The 19,977-nt window shown below is 58.5% G+C and carries 16 protein-coding genes and 3 pseudogenes; 3 read left to right on the top strand and 16 right to left on the bottom strand.

Annotated features, from left to right (window positions below; translation table 11 throughout):
• Positions 1–12 precede the first annotated feature (12 nt).
• From M0D69_RS14750 to M0D69_RS14730, 5 genes are all read right to left on the bottom strand, one after another.
• Positions 13–1,002 (bottom strand): zinc-dependent alcohol dehydrogenase family protein, encoded by a 990-nt coding sequence (locus M0D69_RS14750; protein ID WP_301782711.1) that lies wholly within the window; start codon positions 1,000–1,002, stop codon positions 13–15.
• Positions 1,003–1,174: 172 nt separating this feature from the next.
• Complete coding sequence (locus M0D69_RS14745; RefSeq protein ID WP_301782710.1) at positions 1,175–2,074, bottom strand: LysR family transcriptional regulator; 900 nt, start codon at positions 2,072–2,074, stop codon at positions 1,175–1,177.
• A 138-nt stretch (positions 2,075–2,212) separates the two neighbouring features.
• Positions 2,213–3,583, bottom strand: coding sequence for an MFS transporter (locus M0D69_RS14740; protein WP_301782709.1), 1,371 nt, complete (start codon positions 3,581–3,583; stop codon positions 2,213–2,215).
• 177 nt (positions 3,584–3,760) lie between these two features.
• Positions 3,761–5,515, bottom strand: coding sequence for an FAD-dependent oxidoreductase (locus M0D69_RS14735; RefSeq protein ID WP_301782708.1), 1,755 nt, complete (start codon positions 5,513–5,515; stop codon positions 3,761–3,763).
• Positions 5,505–6,350: a sulfurtransferase gene (locus M0D69_RS14730; RefSeq protein ID WP_301782707.1), complete on the bottom strand. Its 846-nt coding sequence runs from the start codon at positions 6,348–6,350 to the stop codon at positions 5,505–5,507. The genes M0D69_RS14735 and M0D69_RS14730 overlap by 11 nt, the downstream gene beginning before the upstream one ends.
• 301 nt (positions 6,351–6,651) lie before the next feature.
• Between M0D69_RS14730 and M0D69_RS14725 the strand changes: the two genes are divergently transcribed.
• Positions 6,652–7,611 carry an AraC family transcriptional regulator gene (locus M0D69_RS14725; RefSeq protein ID WP_301782706.1) on the top strand — a complete coding sequence of 320 codons (960 nt, stop codon included), beginning with the start codon at positions 6,652–6,654 and terminating at the stop codon, positions 7,609–7,611.
• A gap of 139 nt (positions 7,612–7,750) precedes the next feature.
• On the opposite strand, the gene M0D69_RS14720 is transcribed toward M0D69_RS14725, so the two are convergent.
• The 3 genes and pseudogenes from M0D69_RS14720 to M0D69_RS14710 form a co-directional block, all read right to left on the bottom strand.
• On the bottom strand, positions 7,751–7,885 hold the full coding sequence (locus M0D69_RS14720; RefSeq protein WP_301782705.1) for a hypothetical protein: 135 nt from the start codon (positions 7,883–7,885) through the stop codon (positions 7,751–7,753).
• A gap of 437 nt (positions 7,886–8,322) precedes the next feature.
• Complete coding sequence (gene maiA / locus M0D69_RS14715; RefSeq protein WP_301782704.1) at positions 8,323–8,958, bottom strand: maleylacetoacetate isomerase; 636 nt, start codon at positions 8,956–8,958, stop codon at positions 8,323–8,325.
• A 55-nt stretch (positions 8,959–9,013) separates the two neighbouring features.
• Positions 9,014–9,214, bottom strand: a pseudogene (locus M0D69_RS14710) (transposase); the annotation flags it as partial.
• Between M0D69_RS14710 and M0D69_RS14705 the strand changes: the two are divergent.
• A pseudogene (locus M0D69_RS14705) lies at positions 9,215–9,679 on the top strand (DDE-type integrase/transposase/recombinase); the annotation flags it as partial.
• A gap of 387 nt (positions 9,680–10,066) precedes the next feature.
• On the opposite strand, the pseudogene M0D69_RS14700 reads toward M0D69_RS14705, so the two are convergent.
• Positions 10,067–10,222, bottom strand: a pseudogene (locus tag M0D69_RS14700) (2Fe-2S iron-sulfur cluster-binding protein); the annotation flags it as partial.
• Between M0D69_RS14700 and M0D69_RS14695 the strand changes: the two are divergent.
• Entirely contained in the window at positions 10,185–10,652 is a 468-nt protein-coding gene (locus tag M0D69_RS14695) for a LysR substrate-binding domain-containing protein (RefSeq protein WP_301782703.1), read from the top strand. The pseudogene M0D69_RS14700 and the gene M0D69_RS14695 overlap by 38 nt on opposite strands.
• A gap of 140 nt (positions 10,653–10,792) precedes the next feature.
• Here the strand turns inward: M0D69_RS14695 and M0D69_RS14690 are convergent, their stop codons facing one another.
• From M0D69_RS14690 to M0D69_RS14660, 7 genes are all read right to left on the bottom strand, one after another.
• Positions 10,793–12,385, bottom strand: a complete 1,593-nt coding sequence (locus M0D69_RS14690; RefSeq protein ID WP_301782702.1) for a methyl-accepting chemotaxis protein — start codon at positions 12,383–12,385, stop codon at positions 10,793–10,795.
• Between the two features lie 177 nt (positions 12,386–12,562).
• A complete protein-coding gene (locus M0D69_RS14685) occupies positions 12,563–13,885 on the bottom strand; it encodes an MFS transporter (protein ID WP_301782701.1) in 1,323 nt (440 codons plus the stop codon).
• 111 nt (positions 13,886–13,996) lie between these two features.
• Complete coding sequence (locus M0D69_RS14680; protein WP_301782700.1) at positions 13,997–15,127, bottom strand: porin; 1,131 nt, start codon at positions 15,125–15,127, stop codon at positions 13,997–13,999.
• Between the two features lie 315 nt (positions 15,128–15,442).
• On the bottom strand, positions 15,443–17,842 hold the full coding sequence (locus tag M0D69_RS14675) for a xanthine dehydrogenase family protein molybdopterin-binding subunit (protein WP_301782699.1): 2,400 nt from the start codon (positions 17,840–17,842) through the stop codon (positions 15,443–15,445).
• Positions 17,829–18,386 (bottom strand): (2Fe-2S)-binding protein, encoded by a 558-nt coding sequence (locus M0D69_RS14670; protein ID WP_301782728.1) that lies wholly within the window; start codon positions 18,384–18,386, stop codon positions 17,829–17,831. The genes M0D69_RS14675 and M0D69_RS14670 overlap by 14 nt, the downstream gene beginning before the upstream one ends.
• 7 nt (positions 18,387–18,393) lie before the next feature.
• A complete protein-coding gene (locus M0D69_RS14665) occupies positions 18,394–19,278 on the bottom strand; it encodes a xanthine dehydrogenase family protein subunit M (protein WP_301782698.1) in 885 nt (294 codons plus the stop codon).
• A gap of 8 nt (positions 19,279–19,286) precedes the next feature.
• Positions 19,287–19,940: a CoxG family protein gene (locus tag M0D69_RS14660; RefSeq protein WP_301782697.1), complete on the bottom strand. Its 654-nt coding sequence runs from the start codon at positions 19,938–19,940 to the stop codon at positions 19,287–19,289.
• Positions 19,941–19,977 lie beyond the last annotated feature (37 nt).

The raw sequence follows: 19,977 nt of genomic DNA, 5'->3' as shown, positions 1-19,977 counted from the left end.
CGAATTGGTTGATCAAACCGTCACGACGACCTTACCGACTTGCTCGCCCGCTTCGATGAAACGGTGGGCGGCGGCGATCTCGTCGAAAACGAAAGTGCGGGCGATTGTGGGACGCAGCGTGCCGTCGGCGATGCCCTCGCCGACAAAACGTTTAAGTGCCGTCAGCTGCGCGTCGTCGCGCGTTCGGGCTGGAAGAGCGAGCCCACGGATAGTCAGGTCGCGCGCCAGGATGTCGAACGGCGGCACAACGGTGGGATCGGTGGCGAGCGCGCCGTAGAGAATCAGCGTGCCGCCGTTGGCGGTCGCCCGCGCGAGGTGAGCGAAGCCGGGGCCGCCCACCGGATCGAAGACGAGATCGGCACCTCGGCCGTCAGTCAGGCGCTTGACTTCGGCGACCACGTCCTGCTCGTCGGTAGATATGGCGGCTGCGGCGCCATGTCCTAGCAATTCGTCGATCTTGGCCCGCGACCGGGTCAATGCGACCGGACGCGCGCCGACGCGATTGGCGATTTGAATAGCAGCAAGGCCTACACTGCTCGATGCAGCTGAGATCAGCACCGTCTGTCCGGCAGCAAGATTGCCAATCGCAATCAATCCGGCCCAGGCGGTTCCAAAGGCCGCCCATGTTGCAGCCGCTTCGACGAAACTAACGCCATCCTGAACCGCGACCAGCGAGCGTGACGGTGCCAGCGACACCTCGCCGTAGAGCGCGTATTCCGCAGCGCCATACGCGGGCACCAGCGCCACGCGATCGCCAACGGCGAATCCGGAGACATCCGGCCCAAGCTCTTCGATCACACCCGCCGCTTCGAAGCCGAGACCGCTCGGCAGCGTCGGCTTGACAGGGCTGCGGCCCGAGCGCAGCGTCAGCTCGGTTCGATTCAGGCCAATGGCGTGAATGCGCAAACGCACCTCGCCTGCCCCGGGTTGAGCCGTCGCAACGCTTTCAATCTGCAGTACGTCGGCATTGCCAAACTCATGGATACGCACAGAACGGATCATCGTCTTTTCCCTTCACTTCGCGGGTTGCGTGGTGAAGCAAAAGATAACGATGATCCAGCGCGAGGGGTAGCCACGCGGTTCTGCTATCTCTTATGTATGGGATGCATAGGCAACGAGACGCTCGTGCCTGGAGCCTTGGCCACCAATGAAACGGCGCGACCCGAGTACTCGGTCAGACAGAAAAGCGCTCGTCGCGCTGAAAACCGGCGGTGAGGTGTTCTACGACCGCTCGGCCTGCGGCCCGCGTTGCAAGGCCCATGGGGAAGTAGGCGTGAACCGGGATGTCAACCGTTTTCCAGTCCACCAGCAGCCTGACGAGCGATCCATCTTTCAGTTCGCGGCGACACGCCCACTCGCTCGTCGTGGTAATGCCAAGGCCCGCTGCTGCTGCCGCCACGGAACCTTCGTTTTCGTCGGTCAGAAAGTGCGGTTCGAGATCAATGACGATCTCGTCGACCCCGCGCTTGAACTTCCACGCGGTGGGGACCACCGACGCGGGGCCGCCGACGATACGATGGTGCGTCAGTTCCTCGGGCGTGGCGGGCGCACCGTTGCGTTCGATGTAGGTGCGTGAGGCAACGATTACGCGCGCTATTTTGGTAATCATCGACGCCGTTGCACTCGAGTCGACCAGTCGTCCAAGCCGGATAGCCACGTCGACCGCGTCCTTGACGAGATCCTGTGGGCGATCGCCCAGCAAAACCTGCACTCGGAGCTCCGGGTGCAGGTCAACGAATGGGGCCAAGCGCGGGATGACTTCACGGATCGCCACGCTACTCGGCATGCTCATCCTCAGTATGCCGCGCAGCTCACCGCCTCCACGCGCGCTGTGTTCGGCCTCATCGAGCGAGATGAGGATAGGGTCGAGCCGGGAGAGAAATTCGACGCCGGCGTCCGTCATCACGACCGCGCGAGTTGAGCGCGTGAGCAGACGGGCCCCCAAATCGCTTTCGAGATCGGCGATGATCCGGGAAACCTGAGATTGCGAGAGCCCGTACTCCCGCGCCGCAGCCGAGAAGCTGCCAAGCCGCGCGACACGCGTGTACAGTTTCAGGGAGAGAATGTCCTTCACGAGGCCAACCTTTTGTCAGGGCGAACGAACCTAAGCAAGGCTATCGGATTGATGCGGATTCTGCAACGTGAGCAAGACTCAGCAAACGCATCTCCGAGAATCATCGTCCGAGCTTGTTTGGTCAGCGGGCGATGGCCGCTAGCGTGCAGAACAGGTCGATGACCGCGCTGACTTCCAGCGTATGGGCACGCTTGCGATCATTATGGAAGCGATGAAGAGTACGCCGACCACCAGAACGAAGCCTGACGAGAACGAATGCGTGAGGTCCTTTAACCGTCCAATAGTGATAGGCATCAACGCACCGCCAATGGAGCCCATCATACCGATCAGGCCCATCGCGCCTGGTGCGATATTCCGATGCAGGAACGACTGCGGGATTGTCCAGAAAATTGCCTGAGTGGCGTAAATGCCGATGTTAGCAATGCTGAATCCAATGATGATCCCAGCCAATGATGTGGACAGCGCCGTGACAAGGAACCCCGCCCCGGCGATTGCGAACGTTACCGATGCGTGAACGAACCGACTGCCACGACGATCGGACCATCTGCTGAGCAGCAGCATGCCGATGAGGCCTACCAGCGGTGGAATCGATGTGAGGATACCGATCTGCGTTGGCACCAGCCTGAATCCGTGGACAATCTGCGGGAGCCAATACGGCGGTGAGGTCAATCCGCAATAGAGGGCAGTGTTGCAAAGACCTAAAGCGAGTACTACCGGATTTCTCAATGTACGCAACAGACCTGAAGACTTGATTGCTATACCATCTCTTGAATCGCGCTCCAGTGCCTGCTCGAGTACCTCGCGCTCATCAATCGTCAGCCAGCCTGCCTCGGAAGGCCGATCCGTCAAATAGAAAAAACCAAATATGCCAAGCGCGATGGGCGGGAGGCCCTCCAGGATAAACAACCATTTCCAGCCCGCCAGACCGGCTACGCCGTCCATCATCAGGATCGCACCTGAGATAAGCGCCGACGCTATATATGAGATGGGAATGGCCAGGTTAAATGTCGCGTTATATCTCGCCCGATATTTCCTTGGGAACCAGTAACTAAGATAAAGCATGACACCAGGAAGAAAACCGGCTTCGGCTACTCCAAGTAGTGCACGAAGGGCATAGAAGCTCAATGGACCGGTCGCGCACGCCATTAGCATGGTTGCCAGTCCCCACAGGATCGCGATGCGCGTCAGCGTGGCACGTGCTCCGATTCGGGCAAGTAACAGGTTACTCGGCACTTCGAAGAGCGCGTAGGCGGCAAACATGATGCCCACCCCGAACCCGAACATCTGTGACGAGAGCCCAATGTCGCGATTCATCGATAGGGCCGCAAATGAGATGTTGCCGCGATCCATGATTGCACAGAAATATAGTGCTACGAGAAACCACATCAGTCGTCGTCCCACCTTGCGGGTAACGTTGGCTTCCTGCACAGCTTCAACATCAATATCAACTGCACTGTTCATCGGAAAATCCTGGGTTGACGACGTCATGGCATCGTTACTGGTCTGCATATCGTCTGCTTCTTGTATAAATTTCGATTACTTGCCGAAAAATGCTTTCGCCCCCGGCGACTAGTCTCCAACTCGCAACGTCGATCTGCGTATCGTGAATATCCAGACAATTTTGATCGACCCGACGATCAGCGGTGGCTACGCGAGCGCGTCGGGAATCCAGTTGGCCAGGTACTGTCAGGGGTCTGTAGCCCCATCGAGGCAAAGAATCTTCTGAAAGGTGGCACGCAGCCAATCTTCCGGGTCCGTGGTCGCTGCACGGCCGGTTGCCGGTAACTGGAGTCGGCGGGCCACGAAGCCGTCGGGACGGACGAGGATCGCGGTGCCGCGGTCGAGCGAATAGAGCCGGCTGAATTTTGGTTCGTCGACGGCGGTGTACTCGCCCTCAGGACCGATCGCGACCATTTTCACTGCTACCGAAAATGTCCCGGCAATGTCAGCGACGGCCTCGTTCCAATGCTGGACGTTGTGTTGCACCAGAAGCAGGAACGCCGCCCCCGCCAGGTCGACGGTCGACAGGACGTGACCTGCACGATCGCGCAACCACACGTGCGGTGCACGCACACCAGGCACTGTACTTTCCTCGTAGTGCGCGAGGGTGGCGCCTGGCGGGACTGCGCCGTCGCGAATGATGGCGCTGGACTCGTAGGTGGTGCCGAACTGGAAGCCGGTGTGGAGGACGCTATTGGCGCCGTGCCGTGCGGCGCCATCACGCAGAAACGCGAGGGCCTGTTCGCTTAGCTTGCCGGACCAACTCGCCTCCGGCTCTCCGATTAGCGTCGCAGCGACGAGTGCCTGAAAATTAAGCGAGTTGTAGGTGGCAGCCTTGACGGCAAGTTGTGCCTTCGGTTTCCGCTCGGCCTCGTAGGTATCCAGCAGTCTTGATGATGCACGCTCCCGTATAACGAGAGCGAGTTTCCAGGCAAGATTATTGGCGTCCTGGACGCCGATGTTTGCCCCGTACCCTCCCCAAGGCGAATGCCAGTGCGCTGCGTCGCCGGCAAAGAACACCCGGTTTTGCCTCCAGGTGCGCAGCAGTCCGGTGGTGTAGTCGAACCGATAGGTATTGACGACCCTGACTGCAAGATCCGGCATACCAAGCGCACCGCGGATTCGAGCAAGTACGTCGGCAGGATCCGGCAGAGTTTCTTCGTCGTGCCGAAAGCTGTAGCGCCAAAGTCCCGTAGAGGGATGCTGGCTGCCAAACCAGCCCGCGTAACGCTGATCGAGAACGAAGGAGTGGAAGAACCCGTCACGTCCTAGTGAGTCGTCCAGTTCAGCCTGGAACTCGGTCAAAATCTGGTTCCCGAAGGTTGGCCCATGGTCTTCCCCACGCCCGAGCCGACTGCGCACGAAGCTACGCGCGCCGTCGCAGGCAACCAGATACCGGGCCCCGATCGTATATTCCCGGCCTGACTCTTCGCGCACGGACAGACGGACGATGTCGTTGACCTCGCTGGCGTCCACGACTTCAGTGCCGAATCGAAGCGAAACGCAGGGCCAAGTCGCCGCCCTGCGGTATAGAGCGGCTTCGTAGTCGGATGCGGGAATCTTTCGCGGGTACGCGGGCGACAGCTCACTCCACTTCTCGGCGTACTCGTCCTCTGTGCCATGAGATTGACGTACCTCGGCGACCGGACCGAGCGCCACGCGCACGTAGAATCCCTGGCCGTTAGATTCGGCGACTGGCCAGCCTGTTCCTTCGAGCTGTTCCCAGACACCCCATTGACGGTACAGTTCGGCGGTCGACGCGTGGACGAACTGCCCTTTCGGCAAGTGCGTGGTATGCGAACGCTTCTCAAGCAGTACGACGCGAATACCTTCGCGGCCCAAGAGGTAGGCCAGAGCCAGTCCGACCGGACCGCCTCCGCAGATGGCGACCTCGTACGAAGTGTAGTCGCTGGAGGCACGGTACCGCAGGTCAGTGTTCATCCTGGCCCCGGTCTGCCGGCAGCAAACGAAGCTCCCGATGCTTGTTCCATTCGGACCATGAGCCAACGTACAAGCGAGGCGAAATACCCGCTTCGACAAGCGTTACGTATGACAGAGCAGACAGCACGCCGCCGCCGCAGTAGACAACGACTGTGCTGCCCTTAACTATTCCGGCCTCGGCATACTGGCTGGCGATGACCTGCTTCTGACGGAGCATGCCAGTCGGTGTCCACTGTGAGACAGCTGGCAGGTTACGCGCGCCGGGAATATGACCAGCCTGGTAGGCGGCTTCGTCGCGCGCGTCTAACAGGATCGTCCCTGACTCCAGCCGACTTACGGCAGCGATGTTGATGTCGGCGAGATTGCCGGGAGTAAGCGTTGGCGCTGGACCGCCAGATGCACGGGGCGGTGGCGCATCTCCGCGCGCTACGGCGCCGCCTGCGGCGACCCACGCCCTGAGGCCACCGTCGAGTAGCGAGACGCATTCGAAGCCGGCCCAACGCAACACCCACCAACCCCGTGCTGCCAGCGCCGGAGTAGAGCCATACAGCACGATCTCAGTTTCCGCGTCGACTCCCCAGGCGGCCAGCCTGCTCCGAAGCGAGTCGATGTCGGGCAACGGCAGGTTTCCACTTTGGGCTGTAGCCGGCGCGGCAAACACGTCGCGAATCTGCGCGTGAACGGCGCCAAGAATATGGCTGTCCCGGAAGCGCTCGAGCTCCACGTCGGGATCGCCCAGGCGGACGTCCACGAAGAGCCGGTTGGCCTTGGGCTGCGCAATCAGTGTATCCGCCCTTACGAACGGGCTTAGCTGCTGTGTGTTGGCAAATGGCATCGCGTTGACAAATCCAGGAGGTCCAGCCATTCTCCGACGCAGGCACGCCGGCCGGCTTACCCACGACTGCACGATGAGAATTAAATGCAGGCAATGAAGGCCATATTCGATTACCCGATATGGTTATCTTCCTCCTGCATATTGATGGCGCGACGTCGACAGGCGCAGAGCGCAGTCATATCGAAAGACGAAATCGGTCTAAGCGTTTTAGCTAGCCGCAATTCTCAGGTGAACGGGATTCATAGAAAATATCCCGCATCCCGGTGCGCAAATCCGGCGGCCTTCTTGAAAGTACCCTGTCATGCACAACAGCCCATCTCATTACGATTCTCCGCACCTGCGATATTACGGCGGTATCTTTGGCCGGATTTCACTGCTCGCACCCGATGCGGAGTTTGTCAATCATGCGAGGGACTGCGAGCAGGTGCTACTTAATGTCGATGTACGGCCGCTCGACGTCCACGTCGACGACCAGCCGTACCGGCTGCAGACCTTTGATGCAATCCTCATTCGTCCCAGACAGCTCTATGCCCTCCCCGCCCATGGCCGCTCGACAGTGAGTACAGATACCTCACCCGGTTCCATACTGATAAAAGCTTCTTGTGCGCTGCGCGCTGCGTCCGGTTTGGCAACGCTGCCTGGCAGATCTGATGCATCGCAAAATGCGATAATAGCGCTCGATTCGCACGCTCGCGATGGAGCCAAGTACCTGCTATCGGAGTTAATGGCAGCGGATCCTGGTGCAATCAATGTGAGAGAGGGTGTCCAGGCCGTGTTCGGGGCAATCGGTAATGCTGCGTTGAACTCCGCACCCGTGCGGGCCGTCGTTCCTGCATCTCACTCGAGAGAGGCGTTGGAGGCACGAATCCGTGAAGACGCCGACAACGTGGTCTTCGGCGACATGAATGTATTCCGTGCGGTCAGCGATATCGCGCATCGGTATGATATCTCTGAACGTCACTTTTTCACCTTCTTTCGCAAAGCTACGGGATTGACACCCCGCGCTTTCTACAACATGCGGCGCCTCGAAATGGCCTTCGCAATGCTTCTCGATGCGAATCGACAGATCGCCGATATCGCTTACGAACTGGGGTTCAGCGCGCCACCACATTTCACTCGCTTCATGCGCGCCAACACAGGGTGGACGCCAACGCGATACCGACAGGCGATCGATAGAACTCCAGCGCAGCTACGTCCAGGCATTGAGCATACGATGCCTTTCGAGCACTTCGCCGTCACGGAAATGCGTCGACTGCAATGAGTCCCAGTAGAGCTCTAATTCAAATGGTGGAAATAGTCGAGGAAGCAGGTTTTGACAGGATGGCTCATTGAGCCGAGAGGATCGCATTCCAAAGTGCAAGCGTAGTGTTATCTTCGAAGTGCAGTCCGGTATGGTCGAATTACCCCTTGCGAATGCGATCCATCAACTCAATGCCTGCTAAAGTGATCGCTGCGTTCCTGAAGCGCTCGAAGCCGAGCAAGATGTTTGTTCCAGACTTGACGTTGCGATCGTCCCGCTCGATGAGATTATTCAAATACTTCGAGGTTCTCTACGGAGGTCGCGCGATTTTCTGACTGGATATGTCTTTGGCCGTCCGCCAAACTCTGCTCGGTTCTGCGTTGCGATAAATCTTGCAGTGAGCTAAGCATCGCCGATCGACAGCAATTATCCCGCAGGAGGCGAGTTCGATTCATTGCGAAGAGATCGCGAAGGCCACACGAAATCTTTAAACGAAGCGCATCTTCGAAAGACCGAACTGGCCAAACTCAGTCGCGGTGGATGACGTGATGTCGTTCGCCCGCACCGATGCGAGGCGTCTAGCCTAAACTTTCACAAGTGATATTGTCGGGCCGATGGGTTGGACCAGGCCAAGTATATATAGTCTTGGTCGATGGTCGGGACCATGCGGCGCAGCAGTAGTTGAACTTGAGCAGTAGTGGCGATACTTCGAAAAGAATCTACAACTAATAATCATTCCGCAAACGGCCTCATGGCGCGTTTAAACTCATCTAGTTCGAGGCAAGTGGAATAGATACGATTGATGCGTGGAAATCCCACCATATCAAGCCCCATCTTGCGCGCGTTATATACCTGCGGGATCAGGAAACAATCGGCGATGGTCGGAAGGTGACCGTGGCAAAACGGCCCAGCTTGCCGGCTCCTGGCCAAAACTGCTTCAAATTGGCCGAAGCCCTGCTCGAGGTAGTGAAGCGCCCATTGCCGGGTCTGAATGTCGTCGAGTGAAAACTCATCGCTCAGTCGCGCCAGCGTCTTCCTACTGGATAACGGATGTACCTCGCATGCAATGTGCAGCACTAGACTGCGAACATGCGCCCGCTCATGCGATGAATCGGGTAGAAGCGAAGGCGATGGATACCGCTCCTCCAGAAATTCCAGTATCGCGAGCGACTGCGCGATGTGACGTCCGTCGGATTCGATAACCGGCACCAGGGCCTGGGGATTAATCGACAAAAACGCTGGTTGCCGATGTTCACCCCCCTCTTTCGTAAGGTCCACGAAGATCGACTCGTAAGAAATTCCCTTTAAGTTAAGCGCAATGCGCACGCGAAGCGACGACGAACTTGTCGGGTATTCGAAAAGCTTCATGTCTTCCCTCAGAGGCTGTTGAAAAATTAGTTGGCTGGGATTTTAAACGCCTGCAACAAATCAATGCGCAAGCTAAAGATAGGAATGCCTCATGGACATAAGCATAGCGTTCGTAGCGAATCTTCAAGCGTCGAAATGAGTGAAGGCAGGCAATAGATTACTCAACTGACCAACGCATTTTACCCAGTCCACTTCCGTGTGGCGAGCCGATTCTCGCAAGTACGGGTTTGATGCCGCGTTCGCGCAAGCGTTTTCTTACCTGTTGTGGCGCGCCGTCGATCAGTACGGTGCCGAGCTCGATATACTGCTACAGAAGCACCGCGACAAGGCTGTAGCGAAGCGATTTTTCAAGCGCGTGCTTGCCTCGTGTGCTGAGACACCGCGCAAGATCGTGACTGACCAACTGCGCAACTATCCGGCGGCGAAAGCCGAGATTTCCGAGCTCGCCCACGTCAAGCACGTCTTCGTCAAAGCCAGCGCGCGGCTCAACAACAGGGCCGAGAACAGTCATCAACCTACGCGCGAGCGTGAGCGACGCATGCGTGGTTTCCGCGATCCTGAACGCGCGCAGGCTTTCCTATCGACCTTCGGTCCGATCCAGCAACACTTCGCGCTCAAGCGACATCTACTGCGCGCCTCGCTCTTTCGCAAACAACTCGCTGCACGCTTTGACGCCTGGCATCGCTTCAATGAGATCACCCGAGATCCATTTGCTTTCTGAGCATATGCGCATCCTCTCCGCCAATGCGTCGCAAACGCTTTAACGTGACAGTGTCCAACTAAGGCATCCGGTTCGCCATCATGCAGATTCGCCCACGATTTAGAGTAACGATGGGCAATGCGACGCTGCGGTAACGGAAATGGGCTGAGTACTTCGTGACGGCAACCCATGGCATGGAGCGTTCTACTTTTGCGACAACCATTTACTCCAAATGCGTGCGACCTGATATGGCAGGGGCGCTCATAGTTCCCACTGATGCCAAAGTGGACATAGTGGCCTTTCAGCACCGACATTGAAACTTGTTCAGATTCATCAATGCAACTTTGCTCCAACCGCGTTTCAGGTAGTAGCGGGTGCCAATATTCAGCGGGCGCCGTCTGGCCAATTTCATAGGTCGAGCACCAGCTTCTCGCCCAAGCACCTTGAGACACATATCATTATCTTTTTATTTGCCAATTTTTCCTGAGCGGTCAGCACGTTATCGCGGTGATCAGGATTTCCTGCAATGACCTGTGTTTCACAGGATCCGCATACACCCGCTCGTCTTATCCTGACTGCTGCACCGGCTTACCTCGGAGGAAGACCCGCTATAGAACAGCCGGAACAGTTCACGCGCTTCGATACGATCGGTGCGCTGCGAGGTGGTCCTGAGCAGGTATGGACGCTGACCCGTGTGGACGCGCGACCTGCACGGATGTCCACGCGTCCTCGCCTGCTGTGCTCAGACGTAACGACTCAGTACCAGGCCGCCCTGGGAGGTGCAGGCGTAGCGCTATTGCCCCTCCGCGTCGCTCTGCTGAGTCTGCAAGAAGGGGCGCTAGTGCACGTCGCCAAGGATTGGAGCATGCCAGGATTGAACATCCATTTGACCTACGCCACGCGGCGAGGCATGTTGCCCTCGGTCCGAACGCTGATCGATCATCTTGCTCAGCATATTCCCGCCACCCTCGCACAATGGCCACCCGGTGGCTGAGGGCTGACGTTGCCAGAATCAATCGAAGCTCGGGAGAATTTTAGACTAGACGATCCGATGCTAAGGCGACAATTCAGCGGGAGATTGGACCGCCGGGTGAATGCGGCGCGCCGCAACACGGGTAGCACGCGGCATGCTGATCAGTTGGCGCGCGAAGCGAGCTGAAAGATACCCACCGTTGACGCAAACAATGCCGACTGCTCGCTGAGCGACTGCCCGGCGGCGGCGGCCTGTTCGACCAGTGCAGCGTTCTGTTGCAAATCAACATCCATCGCTGCAACTGCAGCGCTTATGCGCTGTAAGCTTTGACTCTGACTCGCCGATGCTGCAGACATTTCCGCCATCAATTGGTCAACACGTCGCGCCGAATCCGAAATCGACCGTGTGCTCTCTCCGGCCTCTTCGACGCGCCTCTCGCCCTGTTCCACTTGCTCGACCGAAAGAGCGACAAGCGCCGCTATATCCCCGGCTGCCGACGCTGCCCTCTGAGATAACACGCGGACCTCGGCTGCGACCACAGCGAAACCCCGACCCTGCTGTCCTGCACGCGCTGCTTCTATCGCCGCGTTGATCGCAAGAATATTGGTCTGGGCAGCTATGCCATCAATCATGCCCGTTATCTCCGCGATCTTCCTTGAGCTCTCAGCGGCCGTTCTGATCGCATCAACGGCGTATGTCATGCGTTGACCCCCTTCACGTGCCAGTTCCGCCGTGCTGGTAGCAATCCGCGCAACTTCGCCGGCATGCTCGGCGTTTTGATTAACCGCCTGCGTCAACTCCTGCATTTCGATCGCCGCCGCCTGCAACGCAACTGCAGCACGCTCGGTCCGACGTGACAAGTCGGCATTTCCGGACGCAACCTGGTCAGTTGCAGCAGCTAGCTCACCCGCTCCGCGTCCGATGGTATCGACGATCAGGCTCAAGCTCGCACGCGTAAGGTTTAACGCCCGTGCGAGCTGCACATACACGCCACGGCCGCTGAGTGCAACGTCGCTGGATAGGTCACCCGAGGCGAACTGATGCAGGTAATCAACAGTACGTCCCAGCGGAGCGATCACGTCCCGTACCGTTGCCCGTGAGAACCATATTGTTAAAAACACGGCGCCTGCGAACGATCCCCATGCGAGCGCAACCGCGTACGACAATGCCATGCGACGAGGTGCATCATCGCCGGCATTAGACAAGACAATTAATGCTAGAGCGAAAAGAAGTAGCACGCCAATCGGTGCCGCAAATTCCCTCAATGTCCCGACCCCGGAAGCGACCTTTCCGAGCCATCGAGCTACAAGACCGACACGAATCAACTGCCCCTGTTTCACTGTATAACGAACGCGGTCGGGACCGCTCAGCACCTGATAGATTCTCTCGGTCTCTGCGATCATCTGTGCATCTGCGTATGTGCGCAGCGAGGTGAACCCCGTCAGGCGTCCCTCGTGCCAACAAGGGGTAACGCTGGTCACGGTCCACAACCGGCTTCCGTCGCCACACAGATTTACGGTCACACCCTCCCAGCGTCGACCTGCTTCGATCGTTTCTCTGACGTCGACAAAAGCGGCCTTCGGCATATCTGGGGGCACCAGCCGCGCGTATGGCTGACCAACGATTTGTTCGATCTTGTAGCCAAGCGCCCGTGCGTACGCCTCGTTTGCATAGGTTAAGTTCCCCTCCAGGTCAGTCCGCAAGATGAACAGGTCGTTCCGGTCGATTGCCTGCTCTGCCGAGATGTGTCTCATATACCGCCTTCCCGTGTTCGATTTGTACTCAACCAGGTTGGTAACGAACGCCGACCATCCACGACGGCGTGATGTCCCGCAGGTTGCCGAGTTTATGCACGGAAATCGACAGCAGACGTGCTGCGATCGCGCAGGCGCCCATCAGACTCTTTTCAATGAATCGCTGCCGTGACGCACTCAGTTGGCTACCTTACGCGCTGAAGGGGCATCGCCTCCGGCACTCCCGGTCGTCATCCTTGGAGCCTTGTCAGGAATCGCGAGGATGCAGATGGACGCGAGCAGTGCCGCGCTCGCAAAAATCATGAAGGTCCAGAACACGCCGATATCAAGACTTGCCACCAAGCCTCCGACTAGCGGCCCCGCCATCGCGCCTAAGCGGCCGAATCCGACGGCCCACCCAGTCGCCGTTGTACTGGCGTGCAGCGGATAGAGGGACGGAATGAAGCCCAAGAAGATCAAGCCCGCGGAGACGGTACCGAACCCGGCTAGCGCTACCAGTACATAGTTCACCACAAGGGAGTTCTTCATCGACAAACCTGCAATTGCAAGCGCACCGACAAGAAACCACACACCTATCGTTTTTTGTGCACCAAAGCGGTCCGATATCCTGCCTAAGAAAAGGCCGCCGATCGCCGAAGCTAGACTGAACACGATCAGAAACAACAAACTTGAGCCCAGGTCATAGCCCGATTTCCGCATGATCTGCGGAAGCCATATCCCCAAGCCGTAGATCACGAGGATCGCCATGAATTCGGTGATCCACACAAGCACGGTGGTGCTAGCCATCTTGCGATTGAATAGTGCGATGACTACATCCCGTGCACCCACTTTGTGATCAACCATACGCCGATTGTTCACCGCCCATTCCAACGACACGCCAAGACGGTTCGCCAACGCACCTGCTTCCTCCATACGCCTTTTCGCCACCAGAAAATCCAGGGATTCTGGAAGCCAGAGCATCATGAACGGAACAAATACGATCGGCAAAAAGCCAACCGCAACGATTGTCCGCCAGCCGTATGCCTGCATGAATGCAATCCCGACCAGCGCGGAAACGAGCGCGCCAAGCGAATAACCCGAATACATCAACGCGAAGTTGATGTTCTTGCTCTTTGCGGGTGAATATTCCACCGTCAACGTCGCCGCCGCAGAAATCACGCCGCCCAATCCTAGCCCACCGATCAAACGAATGACCGAGAAGATCGACGGTGTGGGCGCCCCCGCTGCGGCAAGCATAGAAAGGGAGAAAACGATGACGCAAGCAATCATCACGCGTTTGCGTCCCATCAAGTCACTTAGCATGCCAAAAAAATAAGCGCCGAACAGTGTCCCGAGCAATGCTGCGCTGCCCATCGTTCCAATTGCAAGTGGCGAAAGATGCCATACCGGGTCTTTCAGTAGCGCGGGAATGATCGTTCCCATGACGCCAAGGTCATAACCTTCGGATAATATCGCCAGCCAGCAAAGGAATAGGACAAGATAGGTCGTTCTGGCGGGCACGTGCGCTTCTTGCGGTATGAGGGTAGTCACGTTACACCTTCAAAGTGTCGATGATCGATTGCCGGGGATTTGCCGGGCTCGCTGCGAGCCGGAGAGATTCGACGGACGCGATTAAAATTCATGGACAAGCGCGAGCCTCGCGAGCGCCTGGGTATTACTGCGCGACGGCGTGAAACTCGCGCCAATCACCGGGTCCACGTTCGCAGAGGCGCGAAGGTAATCGCCCGTTAGGTAGACAAAGGTGCGCTTGGACAAGGTGTAATCGATTGCAACCGCAACCTCGTTCCAGGCGTTTGATTCAAGTTTGCTATGTTGATAGCTTGCGCCCACCATCCATGATGGCGTGATTTGCCATAGGCTGCCTAGTTCATAAACGAGCAGCGAAGCCGAAGCCCCCTCGGTTGCCCCGATGCCCTTGAGCCGTGTATCGGTGAAATTGCCGATCACCGAAACCGGACCAAACTTGTACTGCGCTCCAACCCCCAGTGTTCCGAGCGATGTCAGGCCGAAAGAATCGTCACCATACGGATCCGTGGCCTGCCCGTTCGCGATCGTGACGGTGCTCTGTCCCATGAGCGTATGCACGCCAAGGAGCGCGTAGGGGTCTATGGTCGTCTTGGCAAGATACGTGTACGTCACCGCGGCACTGAATGGCCCATTTCCGTACTTGCCGCCGACGCTCCAGCCGCTACCGTCGTGGAAGTCACCCGCTGTATTGCTGAACGAATACATCCCGCCGAACTTGAAGCCCTTCAGGTCTGGGCTTTCGTACTTCACCGAGTTGCTGAACCGGCCGAAAACTTCGCGGTCGAGATCGCCCTGATGGACGCCATAGCCGGACAACCACCATCCGTCGGTGCCGTACGGCGACATGTAGTCACGCGAAAAGTCATACTGACGCCCCATGGTCAGTTTGCCCCAGTGGCTATCAAGACCGACGTACGCCTGGCGGCCAAACTGCGTACCGTAGGTTGCCCCGTTATTGACGGAAAAGCCGTTTTCCAACTGGAAGATCGCCGCCAGACCACCGCCAAGATCTTCCTTTCCCTTCAGTCCCCAGCGGTCGCCGAGTAAAGTGCTGTCGTCCATTTTGATCTGCGACTTGCCTCCTGCATTGGATATATATGTGATGCCGTTGTCTATCGCGCCATAAAGCGTCACGCTCGACTGGGCCAAAGCAAACATGGGCGCCGTCGCGGCCGCAAGCGCGACACCAAATACCGTGGATTTGATTTGAGTCATGTCTCGGTTTCCTAGAGGAATTTAAATAATTCGGATACCTAATTACTTGTTACATTTTTATCGATCGCTAACGCTCAGGCGTCCCTGAGCTTGTGCGGTTGACGAACATCTGCGAATCGTCGAATAATGAATGACATTCTTGTTTCGACAAATTTTCGTGTCAAGCGCTAAACGGAAAATTTGTCGAAAGTGTGCGAATCAAGGAGCTCCACTCGGAAATATTTTCGGATCGTAGCGAAGCAACCGGACGAGTTCCGGCCTCGGCATCGCGCCGATGATCCACACTTCACGCTCGCTTATCCGCGTCTTGGTAACCTAGACGACGCCCATTGCGCGAAGTATTTTTTCGGGCGTGATCGGGTGCGAAGTCACGCTCTTTCCCAGGGGCGACAACGCGTCGTTGATTGCATTCATGATAGCCGCCGGCGCCCCGGCGGTCCCGGCTTCGCCGGTGCCCTTGGCTCCAAGTGTCGAGGTCTGCGTAGGTGTCTCCACATGCGCGATAACAATGTCCGGCAACTCGGCCGCCATCGGTACGAGATAATCCGCCATGCTGCCGTTTCTTAGTAAGCCGCTGTCGTCGTACAGGCACTCTTCGAACAATGCGCCGCCAATACCCTGGACAATGCCGCCGCGCATCTGTTCGTCGACGAGCATGGGGTTGAGAACCCGGCCGCAGTCTCCCACCGCCCAGTGTTTGAGCAGCGTTACCGTACCCGTCTCCACATCAACTTCCACGTACGACGCCTGCACGCCGTTTGTAAACAGAAACGGCTGGCCGTTTTGCGAATACTGGCGGGTGACCATGAGGTCTGGCAGCGCGCCAAGCGGCAAGGTGTCGGGTCTGAAATAAGCAATGTGCGCAAGTGCCGCCAGAGTGCTAAGCACTTCGTGACTCTCTTTGTCGATGATCGAGCCATCACTGATGTCGAGCGATGCGACCTCGCGATCAAGTATCTGCGCCGCGAACCTCCGGATGTTGCCGCGCAGCGCTAGTCCCGCCTGCAATACGGCTTCCCCGCCAATACCCGCGCCCCGCGACGCCCACGTCCCGGCGCCATATGGTGTGACCGCGGTATCTCCAGTGATAATGCGCACGCTGTCCATCGGGGCGCCCACCGCATCCGCCAGGATCTGGGCGAAGATCGTTTCTGTGCCCTGCCCTTGCTCCCCGACACCGACCATACAGGTGAGCGATCCGCTCGAATCAAGCCTTACAGTCGCGCCGTCCTGACCTGAAATACGCGCGCCGCCCGTGCCGTAGAAAATCGCGCCCGGATTGGTCATTTCGATCAATACGGCAAGCCCGATGCCGCGACAAATTCCCTGGCTGCGCAACGCCGTCTGCTCTTCGCGCAGTCCCGCGTAGTCCATCAGCTTTTCGAGTTTCGCAATGCATTGTTGATGCGACAGACCTTCCATGCGAATACCCGCCGCGCCGACGAACGGATAAGCGTCGTCGGGCACGACATTGCGCCGGCGAATCTCGAGTGGGTCTATTCCGAGGCGCCGCGCGCCCTCGTCTATCAAACCTTCGGTCACCGCACAGGCCACGGGCAAACCAACGCCACGGTACTGACTCGTGGGCACCTTGTTCTGGAACACAACCCGCAAACGCGCGCGATACGATTCGTGCGTGTACGGTCCGCCAATCACGGTAATGACTTGATTCCCTTCGGTCACACTCGTACGCGGGTAGACAGAGAACGGCCCAATACCGGTCAGGTCGTCGATATCGAACGCAAGAATCTTTCCCGCCTCGGACATGGCAATGCGACCCTTGACAACATGCTCGCGTGCATGAATGTCGCTCACGAACGACTCAAGTCGATCCGCGACGTACTTCACTGGCCGCTTGAGCAAAATAGAGAGCGCGACCGTGGCGAAGTCGTCGGGATAGGTATGCAGCTTGATGCCGAATGATCCGCCTACATCCTTGCAGATGACTCTCACGGCGTTTTCTGCGAAGCCGAAATGGTGGGCGTAAAGATCCTGTAGATTGTGCGGCGCCTGGTGAGACTGATAAACCGTCAGCCGATGATCCGCCGGGTCATAGTCAGCGAGGATGGCTCGCGTTTCCAGCGGCACGCCAGTGTGCCGACCGAAACGGAACGTTTGTTCGACAGTAACGACCGCTTGCGCGAAAGCATCGTCCACCGCGCCGTTATCGATCGTGCGCGTAAAGCAGAGATTGTCGCCCAGCTCGGAGTGGATGACGGGGGTTTCGGGATCGAGCGCCGTTTCCATGTTCGTGACGGGCCGAAGCTCTTGCCAGTCGACCACGATCGCCTGCAGCGCATCTTCCGCTTCCTGACGGCTCTCAGCCACTACCGCGAGCACTGGCTCCCCTTGCCAGCGCACGACATCGAGGGCGAGGGGATATTGCGGAGATGACTTCATGCCGACCAGCGTCTTCAACGTTCCCACCCAGGGAGTACACAGTTCGGCGACCTGCCGGCCGTCGATAATCGCCAGCACGCCCGGCATGCGACGGGCAGCCTCCGCGTCGATAGCGCCGATCCTGGCGTGGGCCATCGGACTACGCAGATACACTGCGTGCGCGAGGCGCGGCACCACGACGTCGTCGAGGTACGTACCGCGTCCCTGCAACAGACGCCGTGCAGTAGGTCGCGTGACCGGGGCGCCGATATAGCGCTGCTCGGTGCCATCGACGTGACCGCCAGCGGGCTTGAGCGCAATGTCAGGTCGGTCCATTGACAGTCTCCTCGATAGGGGTCGCCAACGAAGACGCAGCCGCGCGCCGTGCCTCCAGCACCTCGCAGATCGCATCGACAATCGCGTGATAACCCGTACAGCGGCAATAGTTGCCGGACATGTACTCGCGGACCTGCGCACGGGTCGCGTCGGGCTGTTCTTCCAGAAGAGCAGATGCGGTAAATAACATGCCCGAGGTGCAGAAGCCGCATTGCAGCGCGTTGTGAGCGTGAAACGCCTGCTGCAATTCGCTCAGGTCACCCCGGTCGCTCGCAGCGTCGATGGTTTCCACCTCGCTCCCATCGGCCTGGACCGCCAGAACGAGACAGCCACGCACGATATCGCCATCGAGCCGCACCGTGCAGGCGCCACAGACACCGTGTTCGCAACCGACTCGCGCGGTGCGCATCCCGAGGCCATCGCGCAGAAAATCGATCAGATGCGTGCGCGGCACGACCTGCTTGCGTTGTTCAGTGCCATTGACCGTGATCGTCACCCATCGCGTGTCCGTGCTTGTGTCCGTGCTTGGGGCAGTTTGATTCATGGCAGTTTCATTCATGACAGACTCCTTCGGCGGACCGGCACAGATCGGTGACGGCGCGACGCAACAGGACGCACGCAAGATGCTGTTTGGTTGGCGCTGTGTTGTAAAGGTCGGCTATCGGCTGCAGTTCCTCACGGAGTCGCTGCGTCGCCTGCCCAAGCGCTTCATTCAAATCATTCAGCGACGCCCCCTCCAGCGATGCCGCCGTTGCTGTCGCAAGCATGGGTACGGTACCGGTCCCCATGAACGCCAGTCTTGGGTGCCGGATGACGCCTTCCGCAATGTCGACGCGAGCGGCTACACCAACGATTGCGTAATCGCCATGGCGTCGAACCAGTTCGTTGAAATGCACGCGGACCGTGGACGAAGACAGCGGAAATTCGCACGCAGTCAGGACCTCTCCAGGACGCAGGGCGGTCGTGTATAGATCAAGAAAGAAGTCGGAAGCCTTCACGCGACGTTCGCCACCAGCACCCTTAAGAAGGATCGTGGCATCGAGTGCAAGTGCGCACGCTGGCCATTCCGCAGCGGGGTCCGCGTAGGCTAGCGAACCGCCCAGCGTGCCGCGATTGCGGATGGCGCGGTGCGCGACATGGGGAGCCGCACGCGCGAGAAGCGGGACATGGCGCGCGACAAGCGCGGAATCTTCGATCTCGCTATGGCGCGTCAACGCTCCAATCCGCACATGGCCGCGCTGTAACGAGATGCCGCGCAACCCGCGAATATCCTTCAGATCGACCAAAACCCGGGGTTCCGATAGCCGCATGTTGAGCGTGGCAAGCAGCGTCTGGCCACCTGCGATGATGCGGGCATCGTCACCGTGACGCGCAAGCAGCGCGAATGCCTCGTCGAATGTTGTGGGGCGAGCGTAGTCGAAAGCAGGTGCCTTCATGGCGGCCCTTAACGGGAAAGGTGCGTGACAAGCAACGTGACCGCGACGCCGAGGCAAAACCAGAACGCACGGGACATCTCCCCGGCAATGCCATTCGAGAAGCTCGCGCCCTGACCAACCGGCGGCGAGGCAGAGGTGCGCGGCACGAACAAGGGTGCTTGCGCGGCGTCTTCTCTATCCGGGTGGAGCGGCGCGACTCTTGCACCCTCGGCCGCAACCTCGCGATCGTCGAGTGCGCTGTCAAGCGCGGTGAAGAATTCATCGGCGACTTTTCTGGCCGATGCATCGATCAATCGACCGCCGATCTGGCCCAGCTTTCCACCCACTGACGCCGACACCGTGTAGCGCAAACGCGTTCGCGGCCCCTCGTCGATCAACGTGACTTCAGACTGCCCCTTGGCGAAACCAGCCGCGCCTCCCGCGCCCTCGAAGCTGATGCGACATTCCGACGGCGCGACGATATCCGACATCAGAATGCGTCCGCTGAAACGCGCCCTGACCGGTCCGACCTTCAGCATCACGCGGGCGTTGCTTTCCGTGGGCGACACCTGCGAGACTTCCTCGCAGCCGGGAATACATCGCGAGAGGATCTCCGGGTCATTGATCGCCGCCCAAACGCGCGGCCGCGCTGCATTGATGATTTGCTCGCCGACAAGTTCCATGCTGTTCCTTGATTCGATGTTTGCTCACGCCGCACGC

Origin of the sequence: Caballeronia sp. SEWSISQ10-4 2 (assembly GCF_030464885.1) — a bacterium.
Taxonomy (GTDB): Bacteria; Pseudomonadota; Gammaproteobacteria; order Burkholderiales; family Burkholderiaceae; genus Caballeronia.
This window is presented reverse-complemented; position numbering and strand designations above follow the sequence as displayed.

Coding starts and splice junctions, on each gene's coding strand:
- M0D69_RS14750 (WP_301782711.1), bottom strand. CDS start 1,002: ATGATCCGTTCTGTGCGTATCCATGAGTTTGGCAATGCCGACGTACTG.
- M0D69_RS14740 (WP_301782709.1), bottom strand. CDS start 3,583: ATGCAGACCAGTAACGATGCCATGACGTCGTCAACCCAGGATTTTCCG.
- M0D69_RS14735 (WP_301782708.1), bottom strand. CDS start 5,515: ATGAACACTGACCTGCGGTACCGTGCCTCCAGCGACTACACTTCGTAC.
- M0D69_RS14730 (WP_301782707.1), bottom strand. CDS start 6,350: ATGCCATTTGCCAACACACAGCAGCTAAGCCCGTTCGTAAGGGCGGAT.
- M0D69_RS14725 (WP_301782706.1), top strand. CDS start 6,652: ATGCACAACAGCCCATCTCATTACGATTCTCCGCACCTGCGATATTAC.
- maiA (WP_301782704.1), bottom strand. CDS start 8,958: ATGAAGCTTTTCGAATACCCGACAAGTTCGTCGTCGCTTCGCGTGCGC.
- M0D69_RS14695 (WP_301782703.1), top strand. CDS start 10,185: ATGACCTGTGTTTCACAGGATCCGCATACACCCGCTCGTCTTATCCTG.
- M0D69_RS14690 (WP_301782702.1), bottom strand. CDS start 12,385: ATGAGACACATCTCGGCAGAGCAGGCAATCGACCGGAACGACCTGTTC.
- M0D69_RS14680 (WP_301782700.1), bottom strand. CDS start 15,127: ATGACTCAAATCAAATCCACGGTATTTGGTGTCGCGCTTGCGGCCGCG.
- M0D69_RS14675 (WP_301782699.1), bottom strand. CDS start 17,842: ATGGACCGACCTGACATTGCGCTCAAGCCCGCTGGCGGTCACGTCGAT.
- M0D69_RS14670 (WP_301782728.1), bottom strand. CDS start 18,386: ATGAATCAAACTGCCCCAAGCACGGACACAAGCACGGACACGCGATGG.
- M0D69_RS14665 (WP_301782698.1), bottom strand. CDS start 19,278: ATGAAGGCACCTGCTTTCGACTACGCTCGCCCCACAACATTCGACGAG.
- M0D69_RS14660 (WP_301782697.1), bottom strand. CDS start 19,940: ATGGAACTTGTCGGCGAGCAAATCATCAATGCAGCGCGGCCGCGCGTT.